General features: G+C 71.9%; 22 protein-coding genes. 11 read left to right on the top strand and 11 right to left on the bottom strand.

The features are described from left to right. Window positions 1-39: 39 nt before the first annotated feature. The 3 genes from ABH926_RS04525 to ABH926_RS04515 form a co-directional block, all read right to left on the bottom strand. Window positions 40-636: an NADPH-dependent F420 reductase gene (locus ABH926_RS04525; protein WP_370364051.1), complete on the bottom strand. Its 597-nt coding sequence runs from the start codon at window positions 634-636 to the stop codon at window positions 40-42. A 102-nt stretch (window positions 637-738) separates the two neighbouring features. Then, window positions 739-1,584 (bottom strand): inositol monophosphatase, encoded by an 846-nt coding sequence (locus ABH926_RS04520; RefSeq protein WP_370364049.1) that lies wholly within the window; start codon window positions 1,582-1,584, stop codon window positions 739-741. A gap of 169 nt (window positions 1,585-1,753) precedes the next feature. Then, on the bottom strand, window positions 1,754-2,920 hold the full coding sequence (locus ABH926_RS04515) for an FAD-dependent monooxygenase (RefSeq protein WP_370364048.1): 1,167 nt from the start codon (window positions 2,918-2,920) through the stop codon (window positions 1,754-1,756). A gap of 70 nt (window positions 2,921-2,990) precedes the next feature. Here ABH926_RS04515 and ABH926_RS04510 point away from each other — a divergent pair, with 70 nt between their 5' ends. Then, entirely contained in the window at window positions 2,991-3,812 is an 822-nt protein-coding gene (locus ABH926_RS04510) for a helix-turn-helix transcriptional regulator (RefSeq protein WP_370364047.1), read from the top strand. 316 nt (window positions 3,813-4,128) lie between these two features. On the opposite strand, the gene ABH926_RS04505 is transcribed toward ABH926_RS04510, so the two are convergent. Then, complete coding sequence (locus tag ABH926_RS04505) at window positions 4,129-4,896, bottom strand: pirin family protein (RefSeq protein ID WP_370364045.1); 768 nt, start codon at window positions 4,894-4,896, stop codon at window positions 4,129-4,131. A gap of 13 nt (window positions 4,897-4,909) precedes the next feature. Beyond that, window positions 4,910-5,377 (bottom strand): nuclear transport factor 2 family protein, encoded by a 468-nt coding sequence (locus ABH926_RS04500; protein ID WP_370364044.1) that lies wholly within the window; start codon window positions 5,375-5,377, stop codon window positions 4,910-4,912. Between the two features lie 92 nt (window positions 5,378-5,469). Between ABH926_RS04500 and ABH926_RS04495 the strand changes: the two genes are divergently transcribed. Both ABH926_RS04495 and ABH926_RS04490 read left to right on the top strand, forming a co-directional pair. After that, entirely contained in the window at window positions 5,470-6,102 is a 633-nt protein-coding gene (locus ABH926_RS04495; RefSeq protein WP_370364042.1) for a TetR/AcrR family transcriptional regulator, read from the top strand. 120 nt (window positions 6,103-6,222) lie between these two features. Then, on the top strand, window positions 6,223-7,104 hold the full coding sequence (locus tag ABH926_RS04490; RefSeq protein WP_370364041.1) for an NAD-dependent epimerase/dehydratase family protein: 882 nt from the start codon (window positions 6,223-6,225) through the stop codon (window positions 7,102-7,104). 331 nt (window positions 7,105-7,435) lie between these two features. On the opposite strand, the gene ABH926_RS04485 is transcribed toward ABH926_RS04490, so the two are convergent. Further along, entirely contained in the window at window positions 7,436-8,386 is a 951-nt protein-coding gene (locus tag ABH926_RS04485) for a helix-turn-helix transcriptional regulator (protein WP_370364039.1), read from the bottom strand. Window positions 8,387-8,556: 170 nt separating this feature from the next. On the opposite strand from ABH926_RS04485, the gene ABH926_RS04480 reads away from it, so the two are divergent. After that, a complete protein-coding gene (locus tag ABH926_RS04480; protein WP_370364037.1) occupies window positions 8,557-9,249 on the top strand; it encodes an SDR family oxidoreductase in 693 nt (230 codons plus the stop codon). 12 nt (window positions 9,250-9,261) lie between these two features. On the opposite strand, the gene ABH926_RS04475 is transcribed toward ABH926_RS04480, so the two are convergent. Next, window positions 9,262-10,575, bottom strand: a complete 1,314-nt coding sequence (locus ABH926_RS04475; protein ID WP_370364036.1) for a hypothetical protein — start codon at window positions 10,573-10,575, stop codon at window positions 9,262-9,264. A gap of 173 nt (window positions 10,576-10,748) precedes the next feature. On the opposite strand from ABH926_RS04475, the gene ABH926_RS04470 reads away from it, so the two are divergent. Continuing rightward, window positions 10,749-11,099, top strand: a complete 351-nt coding sequence (locus ABH926_RS04470) for a hypothetical protein (protein WP_370364035.1) — start codon at window positions 10,749-10,751, stop codon at window positions 11,097-11,099. Between the two features lie 81 nt (window positions 11,100-11,180). Here the strand turns inward: ABH926_RS04470 and ABH926_RS04465 are convergent, their stop codons facing one another. Continuing rightward, window positions 11,181-11,687: a SigE family RNA polymerase sigma factor gene (locus ABH926_RS04465; RefSeq protein WP_370364034.1), complete on the bottom strand. Its 507-nt coding sequence runs from the start codon at window positions 11,685-11,687 to the stop codon at window positions 11,181-11,183. Window positions 11,688-12,053: 366 nt separating this feature from the next. On the opposite strand from ABH926_RS04465, the gene ABH926_RS04460 reads away from it, so the two are divergent. After that, a complete protein-coding gene (locus ABH926_RS04460; protein ID WP_370364032.1) occupies window positions 12,054-12,605 on the top strand; it encodes a YciI family protein in 552 nt (183 codons plus the stop codon). Here the strand turns inward: ABH926_RS04460 and ABH926_RS04455 are convergent. Next, entirely contained in the window at window positions 12,578-13,444 is an 867-nt protein-coding gene (locus ABH926_RS04455; RefSeq protein WP_370364031.1) for a response regulator, read from the bottom strand. The two genes, ABH926_RS04460 and ABH926_RS04455, sit on opposite strands and share 28 nt — an antisense overlap. After that, window positions 13,444-14,652 (bottom strand): sensor histidine kinase, encoded by a 1,209-nt coding sequence (locus tag ABH926_RS04450; RefSeq protein WP_370364030.1) that lies wholly within the window; start codon window positions 14,650-14,652, stop codon window positions 13,444-13,446. The genes ABH926_RS04455 and ABH926_RS04450 overlap by 1 nt, the downstream gene beginning before the upstream one ends. A gap of 156 nt (window positions 14,653-14,808) precedes the next feature. Between ABH926_RS04450 and ABH926_RS04445 the strand changes: the two genes are divergently transcribed. The 3 genes from ABH926_RS04445 to ABH926_RS04435 are packed head-to-tail and all read left to right on the top strand — an operon-like array spanning window position 14,809 to window position 18,208. After that, window positions 14,809-15,804, top strand: a complete 996-nt coding sequence (locus ABH926_RS04445; protein ID WP_370364558.1) for an ABC transporter ATP-binding protein — start codon at window positions 14,809-14,811, stop codon at window positions 15,802-15,804. Then, window positions 15,804-17,414 (top strand): DUF1349 domain-containing protein, encoded by a 1,611-nt coding sequence (locus ABH926_RS04440; RefSeq protein WP_370364029.1) that lies wholly within the window; start codon window positions 15,804-15,806, stop codon window positions 17,412-17,414. The genes ABH926_RS04445 and ABH926_RS04440 overlap by 1 nt, the downstream gene beginning before the upstream one ends. Further along, complete coding sequence (locus ABH926_RS04435; RefSeq protein ID WP_370364028.1) at window positions 17,411-18,208, top strand: ABC transporter permease; 798 nt, start codon at window positions 17,411-17,413, stop codon at window positions 18,206-18,208. Before ABH926_RS04440 ends, ABH926_RS04435 begins: the two co-directional genes overlap by 4 nt. Window positions 18,209-18,231: 23 nt before the next feature. Here the strand turns inward: ABH926_RS04435 and ABH926_RS04430 are convergent, their stop codons facing one another. Further along, window positions 18,232-18,738 (bottom strand): NADAR family protein, encoded by a 507-nt coding sequence (locus ABH926_RS04430; protein WP_370364026.1) that lies wholly within the window; start codon window positions 18,736-18,738, stop codon window positions 18,232-18,234. Window positions 18,739-18,798: 60 nt separating this feature from the next. Here ABH926_RS04430 and ABH926_RS04425 point away from each other — a divergent pair, with 60 nt between their 5' ends. Together ABH926_RS04425 and trmB are read left to right on the top strand one after the other, a co-directional pair. Beyond that, window positions 18,799-19,233: a nitroreductase family deazaflavin-dependent oxidoreductase gene (locus ABH926_RS04425; RefSeq protein ID WP_370364024.1), complete on the top strand. Its 435-nt coding sequence runs from the start codon at window positions 18,799-18,801 to the stop codon at window positions 19,231-19,233. A gap of 53 nt (window positions 19,234-19,286) precedes the next feature. After that, window positions 19,287-20,105, top strand: coding sequence for a tRNA (guanosine(46)-N7)-methyltransferase TrmB (gene trmB / locus ABH926_RS04420; RefSeq protein ID WP_370364023.1), 819 nt, complete (start codon window positions 19,287-19,289; stop codon window positions 20,103-20,105). Window positions 20,106-20,174: the final 69 nt, after the last annotated feature.

Below are 20,174 nucleotides of genomic sequence, written 5' to 3'. Positions count from 1 at the left end.
GGGTGCCAAAGACGTGGCCAGCATGCTCTCTTCCGGCTGTCAGCGGGCGATCGAGATCGCGAAGGGCGCGAATCCGCTGGACCGGATCACGTGCGGTACGAACAGGATCGCGGCCTCCGTGGCGCGGGCGGTTCGGATCCCACCGAGATCAGTGATCCACTCCTCGCGCCAACCGAGATCGACGAGCAGATCCTGGACGGTCTGCTTGGCCTGCTCGTCCTGACCGGACAGGAAGGCGGTCGGCGGGTGGGTCAGCGCGGCGGGCGCGGTCATCACTGTGTAGAGCATCGTGTTCAGCGTCTTGACGACGCGCGTGTCGGGGAGCGCTTCCTGCAGGTGCTCCGCGAGGCTTGAGCCGGGGTAGAGCAGGTCGGCGGGCAGTCCGTCCGGTCCGTCGACGGTGGCGTTGGAGACATCGACGAGGATCTTGTCGCGCAGTTCCTCGCGCAGGGCGGCGAGCCGTTCCAGCGCGCCGGCGCCCGGCGTGGCGTGGATGACGATCTGCGCCGCCCGGGAGGCTTCGGCGGCGGAGCCTGGTGAGCGGTCCGCCACGGTCACCTCATGTCCGGCCCGGGTGAGGGCTTCGGCGAGGCTGCCGCCGACGCGGCCGTTCCCGAGAACTGCGATGGCGGTCATGGTCATCTGGTCCTTCCGATGGTGGTCGGTGCTGGTCGGTGCTGGTGGTGCTGGTCGGTGTTGATCGGTGCCGGTGGTTTCCCGCGTGCGGTCCTCGAGGAGTCAGCGGGAGAGCGCGGCGACGGCATCGGCGTGCACGCCGGGGGCAGCGGCCAGGAAGCTCTCGCTGTCCGGGGTCCACGGGCGGCCTTCTGCGTCGGAGATCCGTCCGCCGGCCTCGGCGACGAGCAGCGCCCCGGGCAGCAGGTCCGCGCGGGCCCCGGCGAACTGCCAGAACGCGTCGATCCGGCCGGCGGCCACGTTCAGCAGGTGCAGGGTCGCGGGCACGGAGGTCCGCACCACGAGTGCGTCCTGGAGCATCGCGGTGATCGAGGACCCGACGCGCCGCACGACCTGCTCGTCCTCGTCCGGCCGTGCCTGGCTCGTGGCCACCAGGCCCAGGCCGAGGTCGGCGGTCTCGGACACGCGCAGCGGCCGGCCGTCGAGGTGGGCGCCGGCGCCCGCGAGCGCGGTGTGGGTCTGGCCGGTCAACGGCAGGTGGACCACGGTGAGCACGGCCTGGTTCTCGCGGACCAGGGTGGCGGTCACCGCCCATTCCGGCAGGCCGTGCAGGTGGTTGATATTCCCTTCGGCGGGATCCACGACCCACCACTCGCCGGGCGGCAAGGCCCCGCCGGCCAGCTCGTCCTCCACCCAGCGGGCATCCGGGCGCAGCGTCTGGAGGCGGGGGCGCAGGACGTCGAGGGCCGCGTCGTCGTTGGCGGCGAGCGCACGCATCAGTTCTTCGCGGGTCTGGTAGCGGACCACGTCGCCGAAGCGCTCACGCAGCGCCGAGCCCGCCGCGCGCACGGCGATCGCGGTCTGCGCGAGCAGATCGGCGTCGGACGCGGCCCCGGCGGCTGCGGTCGTGTCAGTGACTATATCAGTGCCCTTATTCAATTCGGGCATGGCCGTTCTCCCATCCGAGCAGGGGTGATGAATTCGAACCGGGCGATGAGGCTGAGTCTCTTGCGCCCGCATCTCGAAGGTATGTGTACCCTTCATTAACTACAAGTGCATGTGAAGCACTCCTGGAATGACTGTCATGCAATTGAGCTCTGACCTGCTCAGCGGTCCGTCACAGGGTGTCCGCGGCGTAGTCCGGCAGGTCCGGACCGGGCACCGCCTTGCCGCCGAAGCGCATCGCCAGCGCGCGTCCGGTGGCACTGCCCAGTACGAGATCGCGCAGGCGCAGCGCGGCCCGTCCGGTCGGGGCCAGCAGCCGCGCCGGGTGGCCTTCGCCCTGGCACCGTTGCGCGTACGGGCGCACGATCCGTTCGTACTCGGCGAAGGCCCGCTCGTGATCGCCGGTCCTGGCCAGCTCGCCGGCCAGCACGTACGCGGACACCACTGCCAGGCCGGTCCCGAGCCCGCTCAGCGTCGCTCCGCAGGCGGCGTCGCCGAGCAGCACGATCCGGCCCGCCGTCCAGCTCGGCAGCTGCACCCGGGCCACCGCGTCGAAGTAGACGTCGGTCGCCGCCGGGAAGGCGGCCAGCAACTCCGGCACCAGCCAGCGCTGACCGGCGTACACCCGTTGCAGCACCTGGTGCCGGTCATCGCGCGGCACGACGGCTTCGGGAGAGGCGAACAGGGCGTACGCGTCGGCCTGGGCCGGGACGCGAGCATCGCCCGACAGACCGGCCAGCGTGCCGGGCCGGTTGTGGAAGACGAGCTCGCCCCGCACGTCCCACTGGTTCGGCAGGTCCCAGCCCGCCACCTGGTAGCCGAGGTAGCTCACGCATGCGTGTTCGGGGGCGAACGCGAGCCGGCGCACCGTGGAGTGCATGCCGTCGGCGCCGATCACCAGGTCGAACCGCCGGGCCGGCGCGTCCCGGAACGAGACCAGCACCCCGTCCGTGGTCTGCTCCAAGGCGGTGACCGTGTCACCGAACACGTACTCGACCCGGTCGCCGCCCCGGTCCCGCAACGCCCCGGACACCTCGGCGCGGGGCACCTCCAGGTCACCGCCGGTGAACTCGGCGGGCAGCCGGAAGATCGTGCGCCCGCCCCCGTCGACGAACCGGCTCGGCCGCCCGCCGGTGGCCCGCGACCGCAGCTCCGTCAGCAGACCCATGCGTTCCAACACGGTCAGGTGGGTCGGGCCGCTGAAGTCCACCGCGTACCCGCCCTCGCGCGGCGCCGCAGCGATCTCCACCACGGTGACCTCGAAGCCGTACCGCGCGAGCCAGTAGGCCACCGCGGGCCCGGCGACGCTCGCCCCGGACACCAGAATCGTTGCACTCATGCCGCAGAGTCTGGACACGGCCCGAAGGCCCAGCCACTGACCGATGATCAGAGGCCGATATCGTCAGCGCATGGCAGCCAGACGGCAGATCGACCGCACGGCACTCGGCGCGTTCCTGCGCCGGCGGCGGGAGGCCCTTTCGCCGGACGGGTTGGCTCCACCGTCCTCGACCCGGCGGCGCACGCCGGGCATGCGCCGCGAGGAGGTCGCCGACCTGGCCGGCATGTCGGTCAACTACTACGAGCGGCTGGAACGGGCCAGCGGGCCGCAGCCCTCCGACGCCGTGCTCGACGCCATCGCCCGCACACTGCGACTCTCCGACGACGAGATCGCCCACCTGTACACGCTCGCCGGGCACGGGGCACCGCGTCGCGTCCCGGTGACGCACACGGTCGATCGGGGCCTGCGCATCGCCCTGGACGCCCTGGCACCCGACACCGCCGGACTGGTCTTCGACCGGACCGGCGAGGTACTGGCCGCGAACGCGCTCGGCGCGGCGATCTTCGGCGGCATGACCGGGGGCAACGTCGTCGAGCGCTGGTTCACCGACCGGGCGTGGCGCGACGCGTTGAGCCCTCCCGACGAACAGGAGCCGACCAGCCGCGCCTACGTGGCCGATCTGCGCGCGTCGCTCGTCGGTGACGACGACTCGGCGGCCGAGGCGTTCATCCGTCGGATGCGGATGGCCAGCGCGGAGTTCAGCGACCTGTGGGACCGGCACGAGGTGGCCGTCGTGCGAGCTGGGACCAAGGTGATGCTGCATCCCCGCGGCCGACTCGACCTGGAGTGTGCCGTGCTGCCCGCACAGGAGCCGGGTCAGCGGCTCACGTTGTTCCGGGCGGCCGCGCACACCCCCACGGCCGAGCGGCTTCCGCTGATTGCCGCCTCCTGATCAGGTCCTAGGCGCAGTCGCTGGGTGCCGGTGTCATTCAAACGACGGTCGAGCATTTTCGTGCAGAGTGCTTCCTGATGTGGCCTGGTTGGTTCGCGGCGTACTGCACATACAGCGGTGTGGCCGTCACGATGCGGTCCCCGGCGTAGTCGGTGAAGTTTCCAGTCACTCGAGCCAGGCCTGAGACCCGGGTAGCCGTCTCGGCAACGGACTTGCGGTCGAGGAGCTGCCTCGCAGGGCCCTGGGTCTGTGCCGGAACGGCTTCGTTCTCCCTGCCCGCGACGTTCAACGCTACAGGCAGGGGGCGCAACATCGGCTACATGGCCAGATCGGCGTGCATCTCCCACACCAGGACTTCGGCGGGCCCGGCCGCGGTGACGCGTTGGCCCCCGGTCGCGGTCAGGCGCACCGCGTCGCCGGCGCTGAGTTCTCCGGTCCCTTCCAAGCTGATCGATCCGCGTGTGACGAACAGGTGGAGGAAAGGCGCCTCGGGCAGTTGCACGGAGCGCTGCGCGGTCAGGCGCGCGGCGTGCAGGGCCGCGTGGCGGTTCTTGATGCGGATCGCGCTGGCGCCGTCGTGCTCGGCCATGCCGGACGCGACGGTGACCAGCCCGCCGGACAGCAGTTCGTGGTCGATCTCGAGTTGCTCGTAGCCGGGCGTGATGCCGGCCTCGTCGGGCACGACCCACATCTGGATCAGGTGCACCGGATCGGTGTGCGGCTCACCGCCTAGGCGCCAGGAGTCGTTCTTCTCCGAGTGCATGATGCCGGTGCCGGCGCTCATCCGTTGGGCCAGCCCCGGGTAGATGACGCCGGTGTTGCCGGTCGAGTCCTGATGGACGAGGGCTCCCTCCAGCACCCAGGTGACGATCTCCATGTCGCGGTGCGGGTGGGTCTCGAAGCCGGTACCCGGCCGGATGGTGTCTTCGTTGTGGACCAGAAGCAGCCCGTGGTGGGTGTTGGTCGGGTCGTCGGGTTGGCCGGGAACCCAGAAGGAGTGCCTGCCGTGCAGCCACGACAGCTTGGTCTGCGACCGGTCCCCAGACCGCCGTACATCGACGAGCGGCGTCGCGCCGGCGTTCACAGTGCGCCGGCGATCAGTTCGCGGGGGTGGCCGAGGCGGCCACCGCGGAGGCGAAGTCGGGCTTCACTCCCATCTGGGCGAGCATGACGCTCGCGCCGATGTAGCAGTTGAACTCCTTGATCTTGCCGTCCTCGACGTACCAGAAGTCGGCGGTCGGGATGTCCACCTTGCCGCCGGTCGGCTGGACGAGACCGGCGGGCGTCTCGAACGTGCCCCGGAAGGTGCCGCGGATGGACAGCTCGATGGCGACGACGTTGCCGATGACGTGAACGCGGTGCAGCTCCCGGTGGACGTCGGGGTACAGGTGCGCCATGTAGTGGACCGTGTCGCCGAGGCGCTCGCCGCGGTAGCTGACGCCGTTGACGATGTCGTTGAACACGCCGTCCTCGGCGAACAGGTCGATGAATCCCTGCGCGTCCAGGACGTCGCCCTCGGCCGCGTGGTAGGCCGCCCGGACCAGTTCTTCCGCGTTGGTGGTCATGATTCTGCGCTCCCCAGAAAGTAATCGAATGCTTGATTGACATCATGCGCGCCGCTTGACACGGAAGTCAAGCGGCTGTTTGAGTTTTGGCCATGGTGACGGAACGGTCGGATCAGCGCCGTGAGGCGGGGCAGCGTACGCGGGAGGCTCTTCTCGCCGCGGCCTTGGAGCTCTTGGCAGTGCGGGGCCAGGAAGGCGTGACCCTGCGCGAGATCACCGAGAAAGCCGGGGCGAACGTGTCCGCGGTGAGCTATCACTTCGGGTCGCTGAAGGCCTTGTGCGACGCCGCGATCGAGCATGCGCTGGAGCGGTACCTGGATGCGCAGATCGACGCGTTGGAGTCCGTGCACGAGGGCTCCGGGCTGGAAGACCTGGCCGCGGCGTTCGCTCGTCCGATGATGCGCGCGCTGGCCGCCGGCGGCCGGGACCTGGCGGTGATGCGGACGGTCGCGCGGGTCGGGATCGATCCGCCCGAGGGCTGGGACCGGCTGGCCGGCAAGTTCGAGCACACCCGCCGCGACGCTGTACGGCTCCTCGCCGCGCACCTGGACGGCGTGGGGGAGCAGGAGTTGGCTTTTCGCACGCGCTGCGCGGCCGGCATGCTGAACTGGCTGGCGCTGGCACCCATCGGCCAGGAACTCGCGGCGATGCCCGCCGAGCAGGTCGAGCGCCAGCTCGTCACGGTGCTGGCCGGAGCCTTCGGCGGGACGCCTTCCATGCACTGAGCTGGGGATCCGTCCCCGCCGCGGGCAACAATTCAAACGATCGCTTGACAGTGGGCCCGAGGTGGCGAATGATATCAATCAATCGTTCGATTTCATTGCTACCCGGAAAGGCGGAGGACGATGAAGATCGCACTCACCGGGGCCACCGGCTACATCGGCTCCCACGTACTCACCGAGCTGCGTGACCACGGCCACGACGTGGTGGCGCTCGTCCGCGACGCCGGACAGGCCGAGACCGTCGCCGCCCGCGGCGCGCAGCCGGTCGTCGTCGACCTGCACGACCGCGCGGCGCTCGCGCAGGTGCTCGCCGACACGGACGGCGCCGTGCACACCGCCAGCCCGGGCGACGCCACCAGCGCGGAGCTGGACTCGGCGGTCGTCGACGCCGTCATCGACGCCTACACCGGCACCGGCAAGCCCTACGCCCAGATCAGCGGCCTGTGGATCTACGGGGACAACACCGAGATCACCGAGGAATCGGTGTTCGAAGCGCCCGCCCTGGTGGCCTGGAAGGAGCCGATCGAGCGCCGCGTCCTCGCTGCCGACGGATTCCGTCCGATCATCGTGGTCTCCAGCGTCGCCTACGGCGACGGCGCGGGCGGCATGCCCGGCGTCCTGCTCGGCTCGCCGCGCGACGGCGACGGGAACCTGGTCATGGTCGGCGACGGACGCCAGCGGTGGTCGACGGTGCACGTCGCAGACCTCGCCGACTTCTTCCGCAGGGTGCTGGAGGACGACACCGCGACCGGCTACTACGTCCTGGGCAACGGCGACCGCCCGACGGTCGCCGAGCTGACGGAGGCCGCGGCCGTGGCGCTCGGCGCCCCCGGCGCGGTGCCCGGCTCCGAGCAGGAGGCCCGCACCCGCTTCGGCGACTACTTCGCCGAGGTCCTCCTCCTCGACCAGGCCACCACCGCCGACCGCGCCCGCAAGGAACTGGGCTGGCGCCCGACGCACCCGACCCTGGCCGCCGAGTTCCGCGAAGGCAGCTATCGCCGGTGACCGTGCAGTCGACAGCTCCGATGCCGGCCCCGTGACTCGCCCCGAGTCTCGCCCCGAGTCTCGGGGCCGAGCCGCGGACTGCGCGCGTTGGCGGCGAGCACGGTGAAGTGCGCGTCGCCGCGCCACTCGCGCAGCACCGTGATCTGCTGCCACAGCGCGACGAGCGGATCGGCCGCCCATCGGGGCTGACCGGAACGCGAAGTACGCCGGTCCGTACTCGGTCACTCGGTCACGCCGAGCTTCGCGGCCTCTTCCGCTGCCTCGGAGACATCGGCTACAGCAAAGGGCTGATCATCACCCCGGCCGTGCGTGCCCTGCAGGACCGCAATGCTTACGTTTCCTGGTTTGGACTACGCTCCGTCGGCGACATCCGCGGTGCCGTCCAGCTGGCGAGGAGTTTGAGGCGGTCCTCCGAGGGGGTGCCCGGCTCGGCCGTGTAGATGATCAGGTCGTATACGGCCCGTTGGGGCAGGGGCAGGGGTAGGGGCAGCGGCAGGTTCAGGGAGCGGAAGGTCATCTCCACTCGACCGACTTCCGGATGGTTCAGCTGCTTGACGCCGTCGTGATGGATCCGGACGTCGTGACTGGCCCACATGGTGCGGAAGTCGGGGCTGAGCGTGGACAGCTCGCCGACGAGCTCGCGTAGGGCCCGGTCGTGAGGGTCGCGTCCGGCTTCGGCGCGGAGCACGGCGACCGTGGCCCGCGCGCCGTCCTCCCAGTCGACGAAGAAGTCGCGGGAGCCGGGGTCGAGGAAGAGATAGCGGGGGAAGTTGGCGCAGCCCCGGTCGCTGGTGGTGTCGCTGTCGAACATCGGTGAGTACAGGGCCCTGCACAGTGCGTTGCTCGCGACGATGTCCAAATGGCCGCCGCGGACGAAGGCGGGGGCCATGGTCATGGAGTCCACCATCCATTGGACGCTGGCCGGGATCTTGACGTCCTTGCGGCGCTGCGGCCTGCGCTGGGCGGGGCGGGCCGCTCTGGCCAGATCGAGCAGGTAGGCGCGCTCGTCCTCATCGAGGCGCAATGCCAGCGCGACCGCTTCCAGCACGTCCTCGGAGACGCCGCCGATGTGGCCCTTCTCCAGCCGCGTGTACCACTCGGTGCTCACACCGGCGAGGGCCGCGACCTCCTCGCGCCGCAGTCCCGGGACCCGGCGGCGTCGGCCGGTGGGCATTCCGACCCGCTCCGGGGCGAGCTTGGCGCGTCGGCTGATGAGGAAGTCGCGGATGTCCGAGCGGTTGGCGGTGGGATCACCGGTGTGGTTTTCGGACGGAGGTTCCATTCCGTCCAGGGTACCCATGGTCCGGGCCGATAAAGAGGTTGTGTTTATACCCCCCATAAACGCGGCCTTGTCCGCTTCTGACGGCGCCGGTTTCCTGGGGTCGGCGGACTTGAACCGCATTACTTCATCGCGGGCCGCCGTCCCCCGATCCACACCTCAGGAGCACAGCCATGTCCAGCAAGACCGTACTGATCACCGGCGCGACCAGCGGTATCGGCGCCCACACCGCGCGGCTGCTCCTCGACCGCGGCCACCGGGTGGCGGTCACCGGCCGCGACGAGAGCAGACTGAAGTCCTTCCTCGACGAGGCCGGCCGTACCGACCGGCTGCTGGGTCTCGTCGCGGACGCGGCGGACTGGCAGGCCACCGAGTCGGCCGTGGACCGCACCGTCGAGCGTTTCGGCGCCCTCGACGCGGCGGTGGCCAACGCCGGATTCATGTCCGGGGACTCCATCGGGGCCGGCGACCCGACACGGTGGTCGCCGATGGTCCTCACCAACGTCCTCGGTCCCGCCCTGCTCGCCCACGCCACCCTGCCCCACCTGGAGGCCACCGGCGGACGGCTGGTACTCATCGGAAGCGTCGCCGGGCTGAAGAACTCTCCCGGCAATCTCTACTCGGCCACCAAGTGGGCCACCACCGGACTCGCCGAGAACCTGCGCCTGCACGCCACGACCCGCGGCATCGGTGTGACCCTGGTGAACCCCGGCATGATCGACACGCCCTTCTGGCAAGGCGCCGGCGTTCCCCCGTTCGCCCTGCCTCCCCAGCACATCGCCGAGGCCGTCTGCTTCGCCCTGGACCAGCCGGCGGGTGTGGATCTCAATACCCTGACCATCCGGCCCATGGGCCAACCTGTCTGACTTCTTCGGCGGCTACGGGATACCGAGCTCGAACAGCATGTACCCGGCGAAGGATCCTGAGACCACTGCGCTCAGAACCAGCACTGCCACCCGCCCCGGTGTCTTGAGCCGGTCCAGCGCCATTGCCGCCGGGATCAGCAGTGGAAACGTTGGCAGTAAGTACCGGGAGACCATGCCGAAGATCTCGTGGGTCCCGACTGCCAGCACGACAGTGCAGAGCGTGTAGACCGCGAGCACGGTCGGCGGCCGCAGTTGGACCAGCGCGACGAGCAGCGCCCCGGTCAGCACCAGCACGCCCACGCCGACCAGGTCCGCAGACGGCGCGGCGAATTCGTAGTCGCTGCGACCGGTGAGGATCGCGACCACCGCGTGTGCCGTGGACCGGCCGAAGTCGAAGTAGTGGTCCCAGGCGTCTGACTCCAGGATCGTGTAGGCCTTGACGTTGCCGGCCTGTTCGCCGACCCAGCCGAGATACCCCACCAGCCCCAGCGGCGCCAGCGCGGCGGCGGCGAGCGGTCGCCGGCGGTCGTCCCCGCGACGCAGGGCCGCCGGGACGGCTGCCCCGGCGACCGCGGCGATGAGCGTGACGGCGGTGGGCCTGCTCAGTCCGGCCACCAGGCACAGGGCGCCGGCGGTCAGCCAGCGCCGGGCCAGGACGGCGTGGCAGGTCCAGGCGGCGAGGGCGATGAACAGGGAGTCCGAATAGACGGCCCACTCCACGCCCGAGCCCGGCCAGACCGCCCACAAGCCGGCGGCCAGCAGGCCGACACGGTGGCCCGCCAGACCGGCGGCGACCCGGTAGATCCCCAAGGCCGCCGCGAACGAGGCGGCTATGGACACCGTCAGGCCGGCGCCGTAGGAGCCCAGGCCGGTCATCGCCGAGACGGCGCGGATCAGGGCCGGGTACAGAGGGAAGAACGCCGCCGAGTTCTGCTCCACCGACCAGTGGCCGCTGCCGCCCGGTACCGGGACCAACCGCGGGTGGTAGCCGTGTTCTGCGATCTGTCGGTACCACCAGCCGTCCCAGGAAGAAACGACGTCCCAGGCGTGGGTGCCGCCACCGTAGCGCGGCGCCTTGGAGCGGTAGTCGCCGGTGGTGTCCAGGAGCCACATGAGCACGAGGAAGCCGGTGAGCTTGAGCGCGCCGTAGACGGCCAGCACTGTTGGCGCGGCTTGGCGGAGGGCTGCGTCGGCGTATTCCTTCTTTGGCGGCTGGTCCCGCCGGTCCCGCCGGTCCCGCTGGTCCCGCTGATGCGAGCGCGACAGACGCGACTGTGTCGGTGTCGGTGCCGGTACCTGTGCCTCTGCGGAATTAGCGAATGCCATTCGGGCTTCCCTGGTTCGGTTCCCGCCGAACCGGTGCCATCAGCCTCATCCGGGCTGTTTTCGGGCAGGCCGGAGCGTGCCGAGGCTCGCCGCGGCGTGAGCGGGACTCGCTACGCCTCGGCGTCGGCAGGTGACGGGTGTCTGGTGGGTCTGGTTAGCGGGTAGCTGTCGTCGTGGTGGGACTCGTCGGGACTGAGGACGTGGTCGAAGACGTGCTCGAAGACGTCATGCCGATTGCCCCTGATGAGGAGTGCGGAGGACTGGTCGGAGTCTGGGACACCGTCGTCGCAGACGCTGTGGGCCCGCCGCTGGCCGGGGGAGTCTGCGGCAGGGAGCTGGGCAGTGGCGGCGTCGGCACCGAGGTCGCCGGCGGAATCGTCGGTCTGGGACCTGCGTCGACGGCGCGGGGCAGCAGCACCAGCCCGACGGCGCAGGCCGCGGCGGCGACGACCGAACCGGCGACGATCCGCCGCACGCGGGCCCGCCGCCGGGCCCGCACCGCAGCCCACAGCCGCTCGCGGTGACGCGGTTCGAAGGGCTGGGGATCCAGAGGCTGACGCAGCATCTGGATCAGGTCCTGCTCGAAGTCGTCCATCACGCCTCCTCTACCCTGCCGTCTCGGTGCTTTGTGCGAAGATCTCGCGCAGCCGTGCCACCCCGCGTGCGGTGTGCGACCGCACCGTGCCGATCGGGTAGCCGAGTACCTCGGCCACCTGGTTCTCGGACATGTCCAGGTAGTAGCGCAGGATCACGGCCGTGCGCTGCCGGGGCGGCAACTGCGCCAGCGCCGCCTCCAACCTCGTGCGCTCGGCCACGGCCGCGGCCAGGTCACCCGCCTGCACGACGTCCGGCACCTGCTCGGAGGGGCGCTCGCCCCACCACCGGCGCCGCGCCGAGCGTGCCGCCAGCCGCGCCAATACGGTGCGCGCATAGGCCTCGGGCGCTTCGTCGGCGACCCGGGGCCAGGCCGACCACAGCTTGACCAGCGATTCCTGGACGAGGTCCTCGGCCCGCTGCCGGTCGCCTCCGGTCAGCAGGGAGCCGAGCTGGTTCAGCGCCGACCATCGGGCCGCGACGAACCGCTCGAACTCCTCGGTCTGCGACCGTCTCATCCACACCGTCCCCTGGCTTGTGCGTTCTCCCCGTACCTGTAAGAAGACACCAGGCCCGCTCGGGCTATGCAGTGGGGGGAGGTGAGGTGGGTCACACATGGGGGGCGAGATCTGGCACTACGCCGACACCACTCTCAGCACCGACGGAAGCGGGCGCGGCTGGGTGTTCTCCGGCGACGTCGCCTGGACGTTCGGCACGCCCATGAACTACTGACGTGCGTCGAGCAGCCGCGCCGGCCAAACTGCGCATCGCTTGGCCGGACGCCTCGGTCCTGGTCCGCTGACCGCTGATGCCTTCCGGCCTTGTCTGAACTCGATCAAGGTCGGTCAGGCCGGGAGCGGGTCGGCTGCGGGAGACTGGCCCCTATGGAATTCTTCTGCTACCACCGCGACCGCGCCGACTCCCTCGCACTGCGCATGGAGCTCCTGGAGGACCACTGGTCCTACATGGACCGGTTCGCGCAGCAGATGATCGCGCGGGGGCCGACGGTGTTCGGCGACGAGGAGGTGCCGACGGGCAGCGTGCACATCCTCACGCTGCCCGACGCGGCGGCCGCGCGTGCCTTCGCGTTCGAGGAGCCCGGGTACCAGGCCGGTGTCTACCGGGACGTGATGCTGCGGCGGTGGCGCGACGACGTCGGGCGCACCATGTGGGAGTACCCCGGTGGCGCGCCCGAGGCCGACGGGTACCTCGTGCTCGGCCTCGGTAAGCCCCGGCCGGTCGGCGAGGTGCCCGCGGTGCCCGACGCCGAAGGGGTCATCGCGTTCGGGCCGCTGCTGTCCGACGACGGCCGGCGGTGGCTCGGGACCGTCGCCCTGCTGCGCGCCTCCAGCGCCGACGCGGCGCGCGCCACCCTGCCCCGCAGCGGGTACGCCGAGGTCGAGGTGCATCAGTGGCGGTTCGGCGGACGCTCCTGATGCTCGCCGCCGGGCACCACCAGCCCGGACTCGTACGCCGCGACCACGGCCTGGGTCCGGTCGCGCAGGCCCAGCTTGGTCAGGATCCTGCTGACGTGGGTCTTCACGGTCTCGTCGGTGACGACCAGTTCCGCGGCGATCTCCGGGTTCGACAGGCCCCGGGCCAGCAGGAGCAGGACCTCGGTCTCGCGCGGGGTGAGGGCGGCCGGGCCCCGGCCCGGGACGGCGGCCGGCGCCCGGCCTCTGCTCCGGGGATCCGGAGCCGGAGGCGGAGCCGGAGCCGTATTCGGATCCGCTTCGGCGGATGTGCGAGGCGCCGCGCCAGCGGGCGTGCCGATGGCTGATTCCGCGGCCGAGACTCCACCCCCGGGCCGCAACCGTGCGAACTCACTGATCAACCGCCGCGTCACCCCCGGCGCCAGCAAAGCCTCCCCGGCGGCCACCACCCGCACCGCCTCGAACAGCCGCTCGGCCGTCGCGTCCTTCAACAGGAAGCCGCTGGCCCCGGCGGACAGCGCGTCGTAGACATAGCTGTCCAGATCGAAAGTCGTCAGGATCAGGATCCTGGGACCGGCCGCACCCCGCGCGCCGGCCTCGGCCACCACCCGCCGCGTCGCCTCGATCCCGTCCGTCCCGGGCATCCGCACGTCCATCAGCACCACGTCCGGTTCCACCTCCCGGCACAGCCGGACCGTCTCCTCGCCATCGGAGGCGGTGCCCACGACCTCGAAGTCCGCCTGTGTCGCCAACAGGGCCGCGAACCCCGTCCGCACCACCAGATGGTCATCGGCGATCACGATCCGGATCGGTACCGACTGCGGCTGAGGCTGCGGCGGCATCACAGCGCGCCGTCCACGCCGGCCCCGGCCGGCAACTCCGCCTCGACCAGGAACCCGCCCGTCGGCGAAGGCCCCGCCGCCAGCCGCCCGCCCACCGCCGCCGCCCGCTCCCGCATGCCCGCCACCCCGTGTCCGCCGGCCGAGGCCACAGAATCAGTATCCTGACTCTCCGCCCCCGGCCCGCTGTCCCTGATCCGCAACCGCAACGTCTCGTCCGTGAACCGCAGCTCCACATCCACCGGCGCGCCCGGCGCGTGCCGCCGCGCGTTCGTCAGCGCCTCCTGCGTGATCCGGTACGCCGCCAGCTCCACCCCCGGATCCAGCGCGGCCGGCGCCCCGGACACGATCAGCCGCGTCGTCGCCCCGGACGTCAGCCGCGCCGCGTCCACCAGCGCCAGCAGCTGGTCCAGCCCCGGCTGCGGCTGCCGGCTCTCCCGCTCGTCCGCCGGGCCCGCGTCCTCGCGCAGCACGCCCAGCAGCCGCCGCATCTCCGTCAGGCCGGCGCGCGCCGTGTCGCCGATCGCCAGCAGCCGCTCGGCGCCGGCGGCCGGCATCCCGGGCGTGGCCAGCCGCGCCGTCTCGGCCTGGACCGCGATCATCGAGATGTGGTGCGCGACCACGTCGTGCAGCTCCCGCGCGATCCGGGCCCGTTCGCCGCGCGCCGTGTGCTCGACCAGGGAGCGTGCCACGGCCTCCCGCGCCGCCTGGTGGACGCGCGCCTCGGCGCGCGCGTGCGCCGCGTTCCCGGCGAACGCGGCCGCCGGGGCCAGCGCGGCCAGCAGGACCGCGACCACCCCGGCGTCGGAAGTGCGCGGCACGCACAGCGCGATCACCGGAAACGGCACCGACAGCGCGACGGCGAACGCTCCCGCCGACCGCCTCAGCCGCGATTCGGCGAAGGAGCCGGCGGCCCATCCCAGCCGATACATCGCCACGACCGCGGCCACCGCCGACCCGGCGGGCAGCACCCCGGTGATCGTCATCGCCAGCACGGACGCTGCGACCACGGCCGTGGCCGCCCCGACGGCGCCGAGGAACCCCAGCGGCAGCGTCGCGCACAGCGCCAGGAACGCCGACGTCAGCAGCACCCCGGACGACCCGTTCCGATGCTCGGCCACCCCGCGCGCCAACGCCTCGGCCAGCGCGGCCCCGGCGAGCACGGCCGCCGCCGTCCCCGCCCGCCGCTCACCGCCGCGTTCCTGAAGCACGCCGCCTATTCTGATCGACTTCCCCGCCTGTGCACCTCCCCCTGTCCGGGGACGTCTCCGGCGCCGATCGTCCCCCGCGTGGGGGACGCCTCAGACCGCTCTCGCGCGGGACGATTCCAGCACCATCCCCTTCCTAGCCTTCAGGACATGACAGCCATGACAACCAGGACCGACGCCTCACCGCCGGCCATAGCGGTCCAGGGCCTGCGCAAACGCTTCGGCGCCACCGCGGCCCTCGACGGCATGTCCTTCGACGTCGCCGCCGGGAAGGTCACCGGCTTCGTCGGTCCGAACGGCGCCGGCAAGTCCACGACCATGCGGGTCATCCTCGGCCTCGACACGCCCGACGAGGGCAGGGCGCTGATCGGCGGCGTCCCCTATGCCCGGCTGCGCCGACCGCTGGGCCACATCGGCGCCCTGCTCGACGCCGCCGCGCTGCAGCCCGGCCGCAGCGCCCGCAACCACCTGCTGTGGCTCGCGCACTCGCAGGGCCTGGGCGCCAAGCGCGTCGAGGAGGTGGTCCAGGCCTCGGGCCTGGCCTCGGCGATCGGCCGCAAGGCCGGCGGCTACTCCCTCGGGATGCGCCAGCGCCTCGGGATCGCCGCGGCGATGCTCGGCGACCCGCCGGTGGTGATGCTCGACGAGCCCTTCAACGGCCTGGACCCCGAGGGGATCGTCTGGATCCGCGGCTATCTCAAGGCCCTGGCCGGCGAGGGACGCGCGGTCCTGGTGTCCAGCCATCTGATGAGCGAGCTGGAGGGCTGCGCGGACCACCTGGTCGTGGCCGGGCGCGGCAGGGTCGTCGCCGACACCGGCGTGGCCGAGCTGATAGCGCGGTCCTCCGGGGGCCGCGTGGTGCTGCGCACCGGGGCGCGGGCCGAGGCCACGACGGCGCTGGCGAACGCCGGCGGTACCGTCGCGGTCACCGGGCCGGACCAGCTGACCGTGGACGGGCTGGGCGCCGAGGAGGTCGTCAGGGTCCTGAACGCGGGCGCCGTTCCGTTCGCCGAGGTCTCCGCACACCGTGCCACCCTGGAGGAGGCGTACATGGACCTCACCCGCGACTCGGTCGAGTTCCGCGCCGCCGATGCCACCGCCACGGTCGATGCCACCGCGACGGTCGAGGCCACGAACGCCGAGGAGGTGGCGTGATGGCCGGCCGCGACGGTTTCGGTCAGCTCGTCCACGCCGAGTGGACCAAGCTGCGCACGGTCCGCGGCTGGGTGGCCGGCCTGGTCCTGGCCGCGATCCTGACGGTCGCGCTCGGCATGCTCGGCCCGCTGGGCAGCAAGATCGCCTGCGACCACGTCGGCGACGCCCCGACCCACAGCTGCCACATCAGCGGTCCGCCGCAGGACGCCACCGGCCAGGAGGTCGACGACCAGTCCACCTTCGTGCACCGCACCCTGACCGGCGACGGCACCGTCACCGCGCGCCTCACCGGGTTCGACGGCAAGTATTCGCCCGACGGCGGCGGACCGGCCGACCCCGGCAACCCCACCGCCGGTCTGATCGACGGGCTCCAGCCCTGGTCGAAGGCCGGGATCCTGATCAAGGACGGCACCACCGCCGGCTCCGCCTACGCCGCCGTCCTGGCCTCAGGCAGCCACGGCATCCGGATGCAGTACGACTACACCCACGACACCGCCGGCCCCGCCGTCTCCGTCACCGCCGCCGAGCCGCGCTGGCTGCGCCTGACCCGTGCCGGCGACACGCTCACCGGCTTCTCCTCCACCGACGGCACCACCTGGACGCAGATCGGCACCGCGCACTTGGCGAACCTGCCGAAGAGCGTCCAGGTCGGTGTGTTCACCGCCTCGCCGGACTTCGCGGTCGTGAAGAACTCCTTCGGCGGCAGCTCGACCAACACCGGTCCGACCCTGGCCACCGGTACCTTCGACCAGATCGCCGTGACCGGCGACAGCACCGGCGACTGGACGGTCCCGGCGATCGGCAGTGCGGCGGCAGCCGACGGCGGGCCGGGCGCGCTGCAGGGCCCGGAGGCCGTGGCCGGCGCCGTGTCTAATGCCGGTGCCGGTGCCGATGCCGCCGACGGCTTCACCGTCACCGGCACGGGTGACATCGCCCCGTCAGCGCCCGGCGAAGGCGCGGGCAAGACCCCCGAGAGCTCGCTGGCCGGCACCTTCGGCGGACTGATCGCGGTGATCGTGGTCGCCGCGCTGAGCATGACCTCGGAGTACCGCCGGGGCCTGATCCGCACCTCGCTGGCGGCCAGCCCGCGGCGCGGCCGGCTGCTGGCGGCCAAGGCGGTGGTGCTCGGCGGGGTGTCGTTCGTGGTCGGCCTGGTCGCCGCGGCGATCGCGGTTCCGGCAGTGCGCGCGGTGGATCACAGCAAGCGCATGTACGTGTACTACGCCTCGACACAGGCCGAGATCCGCATGGTGGTCGGCACGGCGCTGCTGCTGGCCGTGGCGGCGGTGTTCGCCCTGGCGATCGCCACCATCGTGCGGCGCGGGGCGGCGGCCGTCGCGGCGGTGATCGTGGCGGTGGTGCTGCCGTACATCCTGGCCGTCGCCTCGGTCCTGCCGGCCGGGGCCGCCGAGTGGCTGGCCCGGGTGACGCCGGCCGCCGCCTTCGCGGTGCAGCAGACGGTCACCGCGTGGCCGCAGGTCAAGGCGTCCTACACACCGACGAACGGCTACTTCCCGCTCTCGCCGTGGCTCGGGCTGGCCGTGTTGGGTCTGTGGGCGGCCGTCGCCTACGCCTTCGCGCACCGGCAGCTGTGCCGGAGGGATGTGTGAGCGGCGCGGTGAAGGCGAGCGCGTTCGCCGACGCGCTGCACGCCGAGTGGACCAAACTGCGCACGCTCGCCGGCACCGCGTGGCTGCTGGCCGCGGCCGTGGTGCTGACCGTGGGGCTCAGCGCGGTCTCGGCGGCCACCGTGACCTGCGACGGGGCCGGCTGCGGCGAGGACCCGGCGAAGGTCGGCCTGCTCGGCGTGCTGGCCGGGCAGGCGGTGGTCGCGGTGCTGGCCGTGCTCGCCGTGGGGGAGGAGTACGGCACCGGGATGATCCGCGTCACCTTCGCCGCGATGCCCCGCCGCGAGGCGGTGCTGGCGGCCAAGGCCGCGGTCGTCGCGGCCGTGACCGCCGCCGCCGGGGTCCTGGCGGTGGCCGCCTCGGCGCTGGTCGCGCTGGCCCTGGAGCCCGGCAACGGCTTCACGGCGGGGCACGGCTACGGGCACCTGGCCTCGGCCGCGACGCTGCGCGCGGCCTTCGGCTCGGTGCTCTACCTGGTGCTGGTCGCGCTGCTCGGGGTCGGCGTCACGGCCCTGCTGCGGGACTCGGCCGCGGCGGTCGGGACGGTGCTGGGGCTGCTGTACCTGTTCCCGATCCTGGCGCAGGTCATCTCCAACCCGGACTGGCACCGCCACACCATGCAGCTCGCCCCGATGCAGGCCGGCCTGGACGTGCAGTCCACGATCGGCCTGGCGGGCCAGCCGCTGTCCCCGTGGCAGGGGCTCGGGGTGCTGGCGCTGTGGGCCTTCGGGGCGCTCGGCCTCGGGGGCCTGACGCTGCGGTTGCGCGACGCCTAGGCAGGTCTGCGGCCTGCTGCTGCCTACTCGCCCCGCAGCGTCTCCCGAGCCGCCATCAGCGCCTCGCCGAGCAGGTTCAGGCCCCGCCACTTCGCGGGGGCCTGGGCCCGCTCGTCGTCGGCGGCCAGCCCGATCCCCCAGACGCGGTCCAGCGGGCTGGCCTCCACCAGCACCCGCTCGCCGGTCGCGAGCAGGAAGGCCAGCAAGTCCGGGTTCTGCCGGAACTTCTCCACACTGCCCGCGGTCACGATGGCCAGCCGTTCGGCGACCCACTTCGCCTCGTCGAACCCGGTGATCGTCCGTCCGAGGTCCTTGGCCTGCTCGGGGTGTCCGGCGGCCAGGATCCGCGCCGCGGCCTCCGGGTCCCCGAACAGCTGTGCTTTGCCCCACATCATGTAGTGCTCGGCCGTCGTGAACCGGACGCCGTCCACCTCGAACGGCGCCGGGTACCACTGGCTCAGGCACTCCGCGCCGACGGTCCCGGCCTTCTTCGGTGTGTGTCCCCAGAAGAACAAGTACTTCGTCGCCATGGCGTGATCCTCCCGCATGCCGCCGCGACAAGTCACCGGGTTTGCAGTTCACTGGAGATCATGGCGACAGACTCCGAATACGCCCCCAGTCCCCGCGACTACGTCCGCGAGACCGTCGACCTGTACGAGTCGACGGACGGTGCCGAGGGCAACCTGCTGAACGGCAGGCCGATCATCATCCTGACCACGACCGGGGCCAAGACCGGCAAGACCCGCAAGACCCCGCTGATGCGGATCGAGCACGACGGCTCCTACGCCGTGGTCGCCTCGATGGGCGGAGCGCCGCAGCACCCGGTCTGGTACCACAACATCGTGGCCCACCCGGAGGTCGAGCTGCAGGACGGCGCGACGAAGAAGCAGTACCTCGCCCACGAGGCCGCCGGCGAGGAGAAGGCCCAGTGGTGGGCCCGGGCCACCGCGGCCTGGCCGGACTACGACACCTACCAGACCAAGACCGACCGGCAGATCCCGCTGTTCGTGCTCACGCCGCGCTGACCACGGCGGGCGGCCGCGCAGGTCGCGGCCGCCGCACCGGTAGGCTGGGGCGGGTGGACAAGGTGCACGAGGACCCGGTGGAGACCGACGCGATAACGGCCGGCGCGCAGGCGATAACGCAGACCGGGCCTGCCGAGCCCGCCCCCGAGCGGCACGCCCGGCACGGCTTGATACGCACCTTCCACCCGCGCCGCGGCCGGGCCAGCACCACCCAGGCCGACGCGCTGACCAGGCTCTGGCCGGTCTATGGCCACACCATCCCGGATCCGCACCACGAGTACCACACCCCGGCCGTCGCCCCCGACGCTGCGTTCGACCGGGAAGCCCTGTTCGGCCGGCGCGCCCCGCTGGTGCTGGAGATCGGCTGCGGCATGGGCGAGGCGACCGCCGAGATGGCCGCCGCCGACCCCGGCCGGGACTACCTCGGCGTCGACGTCCACACCCCGGGCCTGGGCAACCTGATCGCGCTGGCCGAGGTGCGCGGGCTGACGAACGTCCGGGTGGCCCGCGGCGACGTGCTGTTCCTGCTGCGCGACTCGATCGCCGCCGGCTCGCTGGCCGCGGTGCACGTCTACTTCCCCGACCCCTGGCCCAAGGCCAAGCACCACAAGCGCCGGATCATCCAGCCCGACACCGTCGCGCTGCTGCGCGACCGGCTGGAGGCCGGCGGGGTCCTGCACTGCGCCACCGACTGGGCCGAGTACGCCGAGCAGATGCTCGAGGTGCTCCAGGCCGACCCGGGACTGCGCAACCGCTTCGACGGCTACGCCCCGCGCGAGGCAGTCGGGCGTCCCCTGACCGGCTACGAGCGCCGCGGCCTGCGCGACGGCCGCCCGATCGCCGACCTGGTGTTCGAGCGAGTCGGGCCCTGACGGCGCCAGCGCCAGCGCCGGCTCCGGGGGCTCCGGGAAGGGGATCAGGACTCGGATTCCCCTTCCCGT

Source organism: Catenulispora sp. GP43 (assembly GCF_041260665.1).
GTDB lineage: Bacteria > Actinomycetota > Actinomycetes > Streptomycetales > Catenulisporaceae > Catenulispora.
The sequence above is the reverse complement of the archived record's forward strand: the minus strand, read 5'-3'. Positions and strand labels throughout refer to the sequence as shown.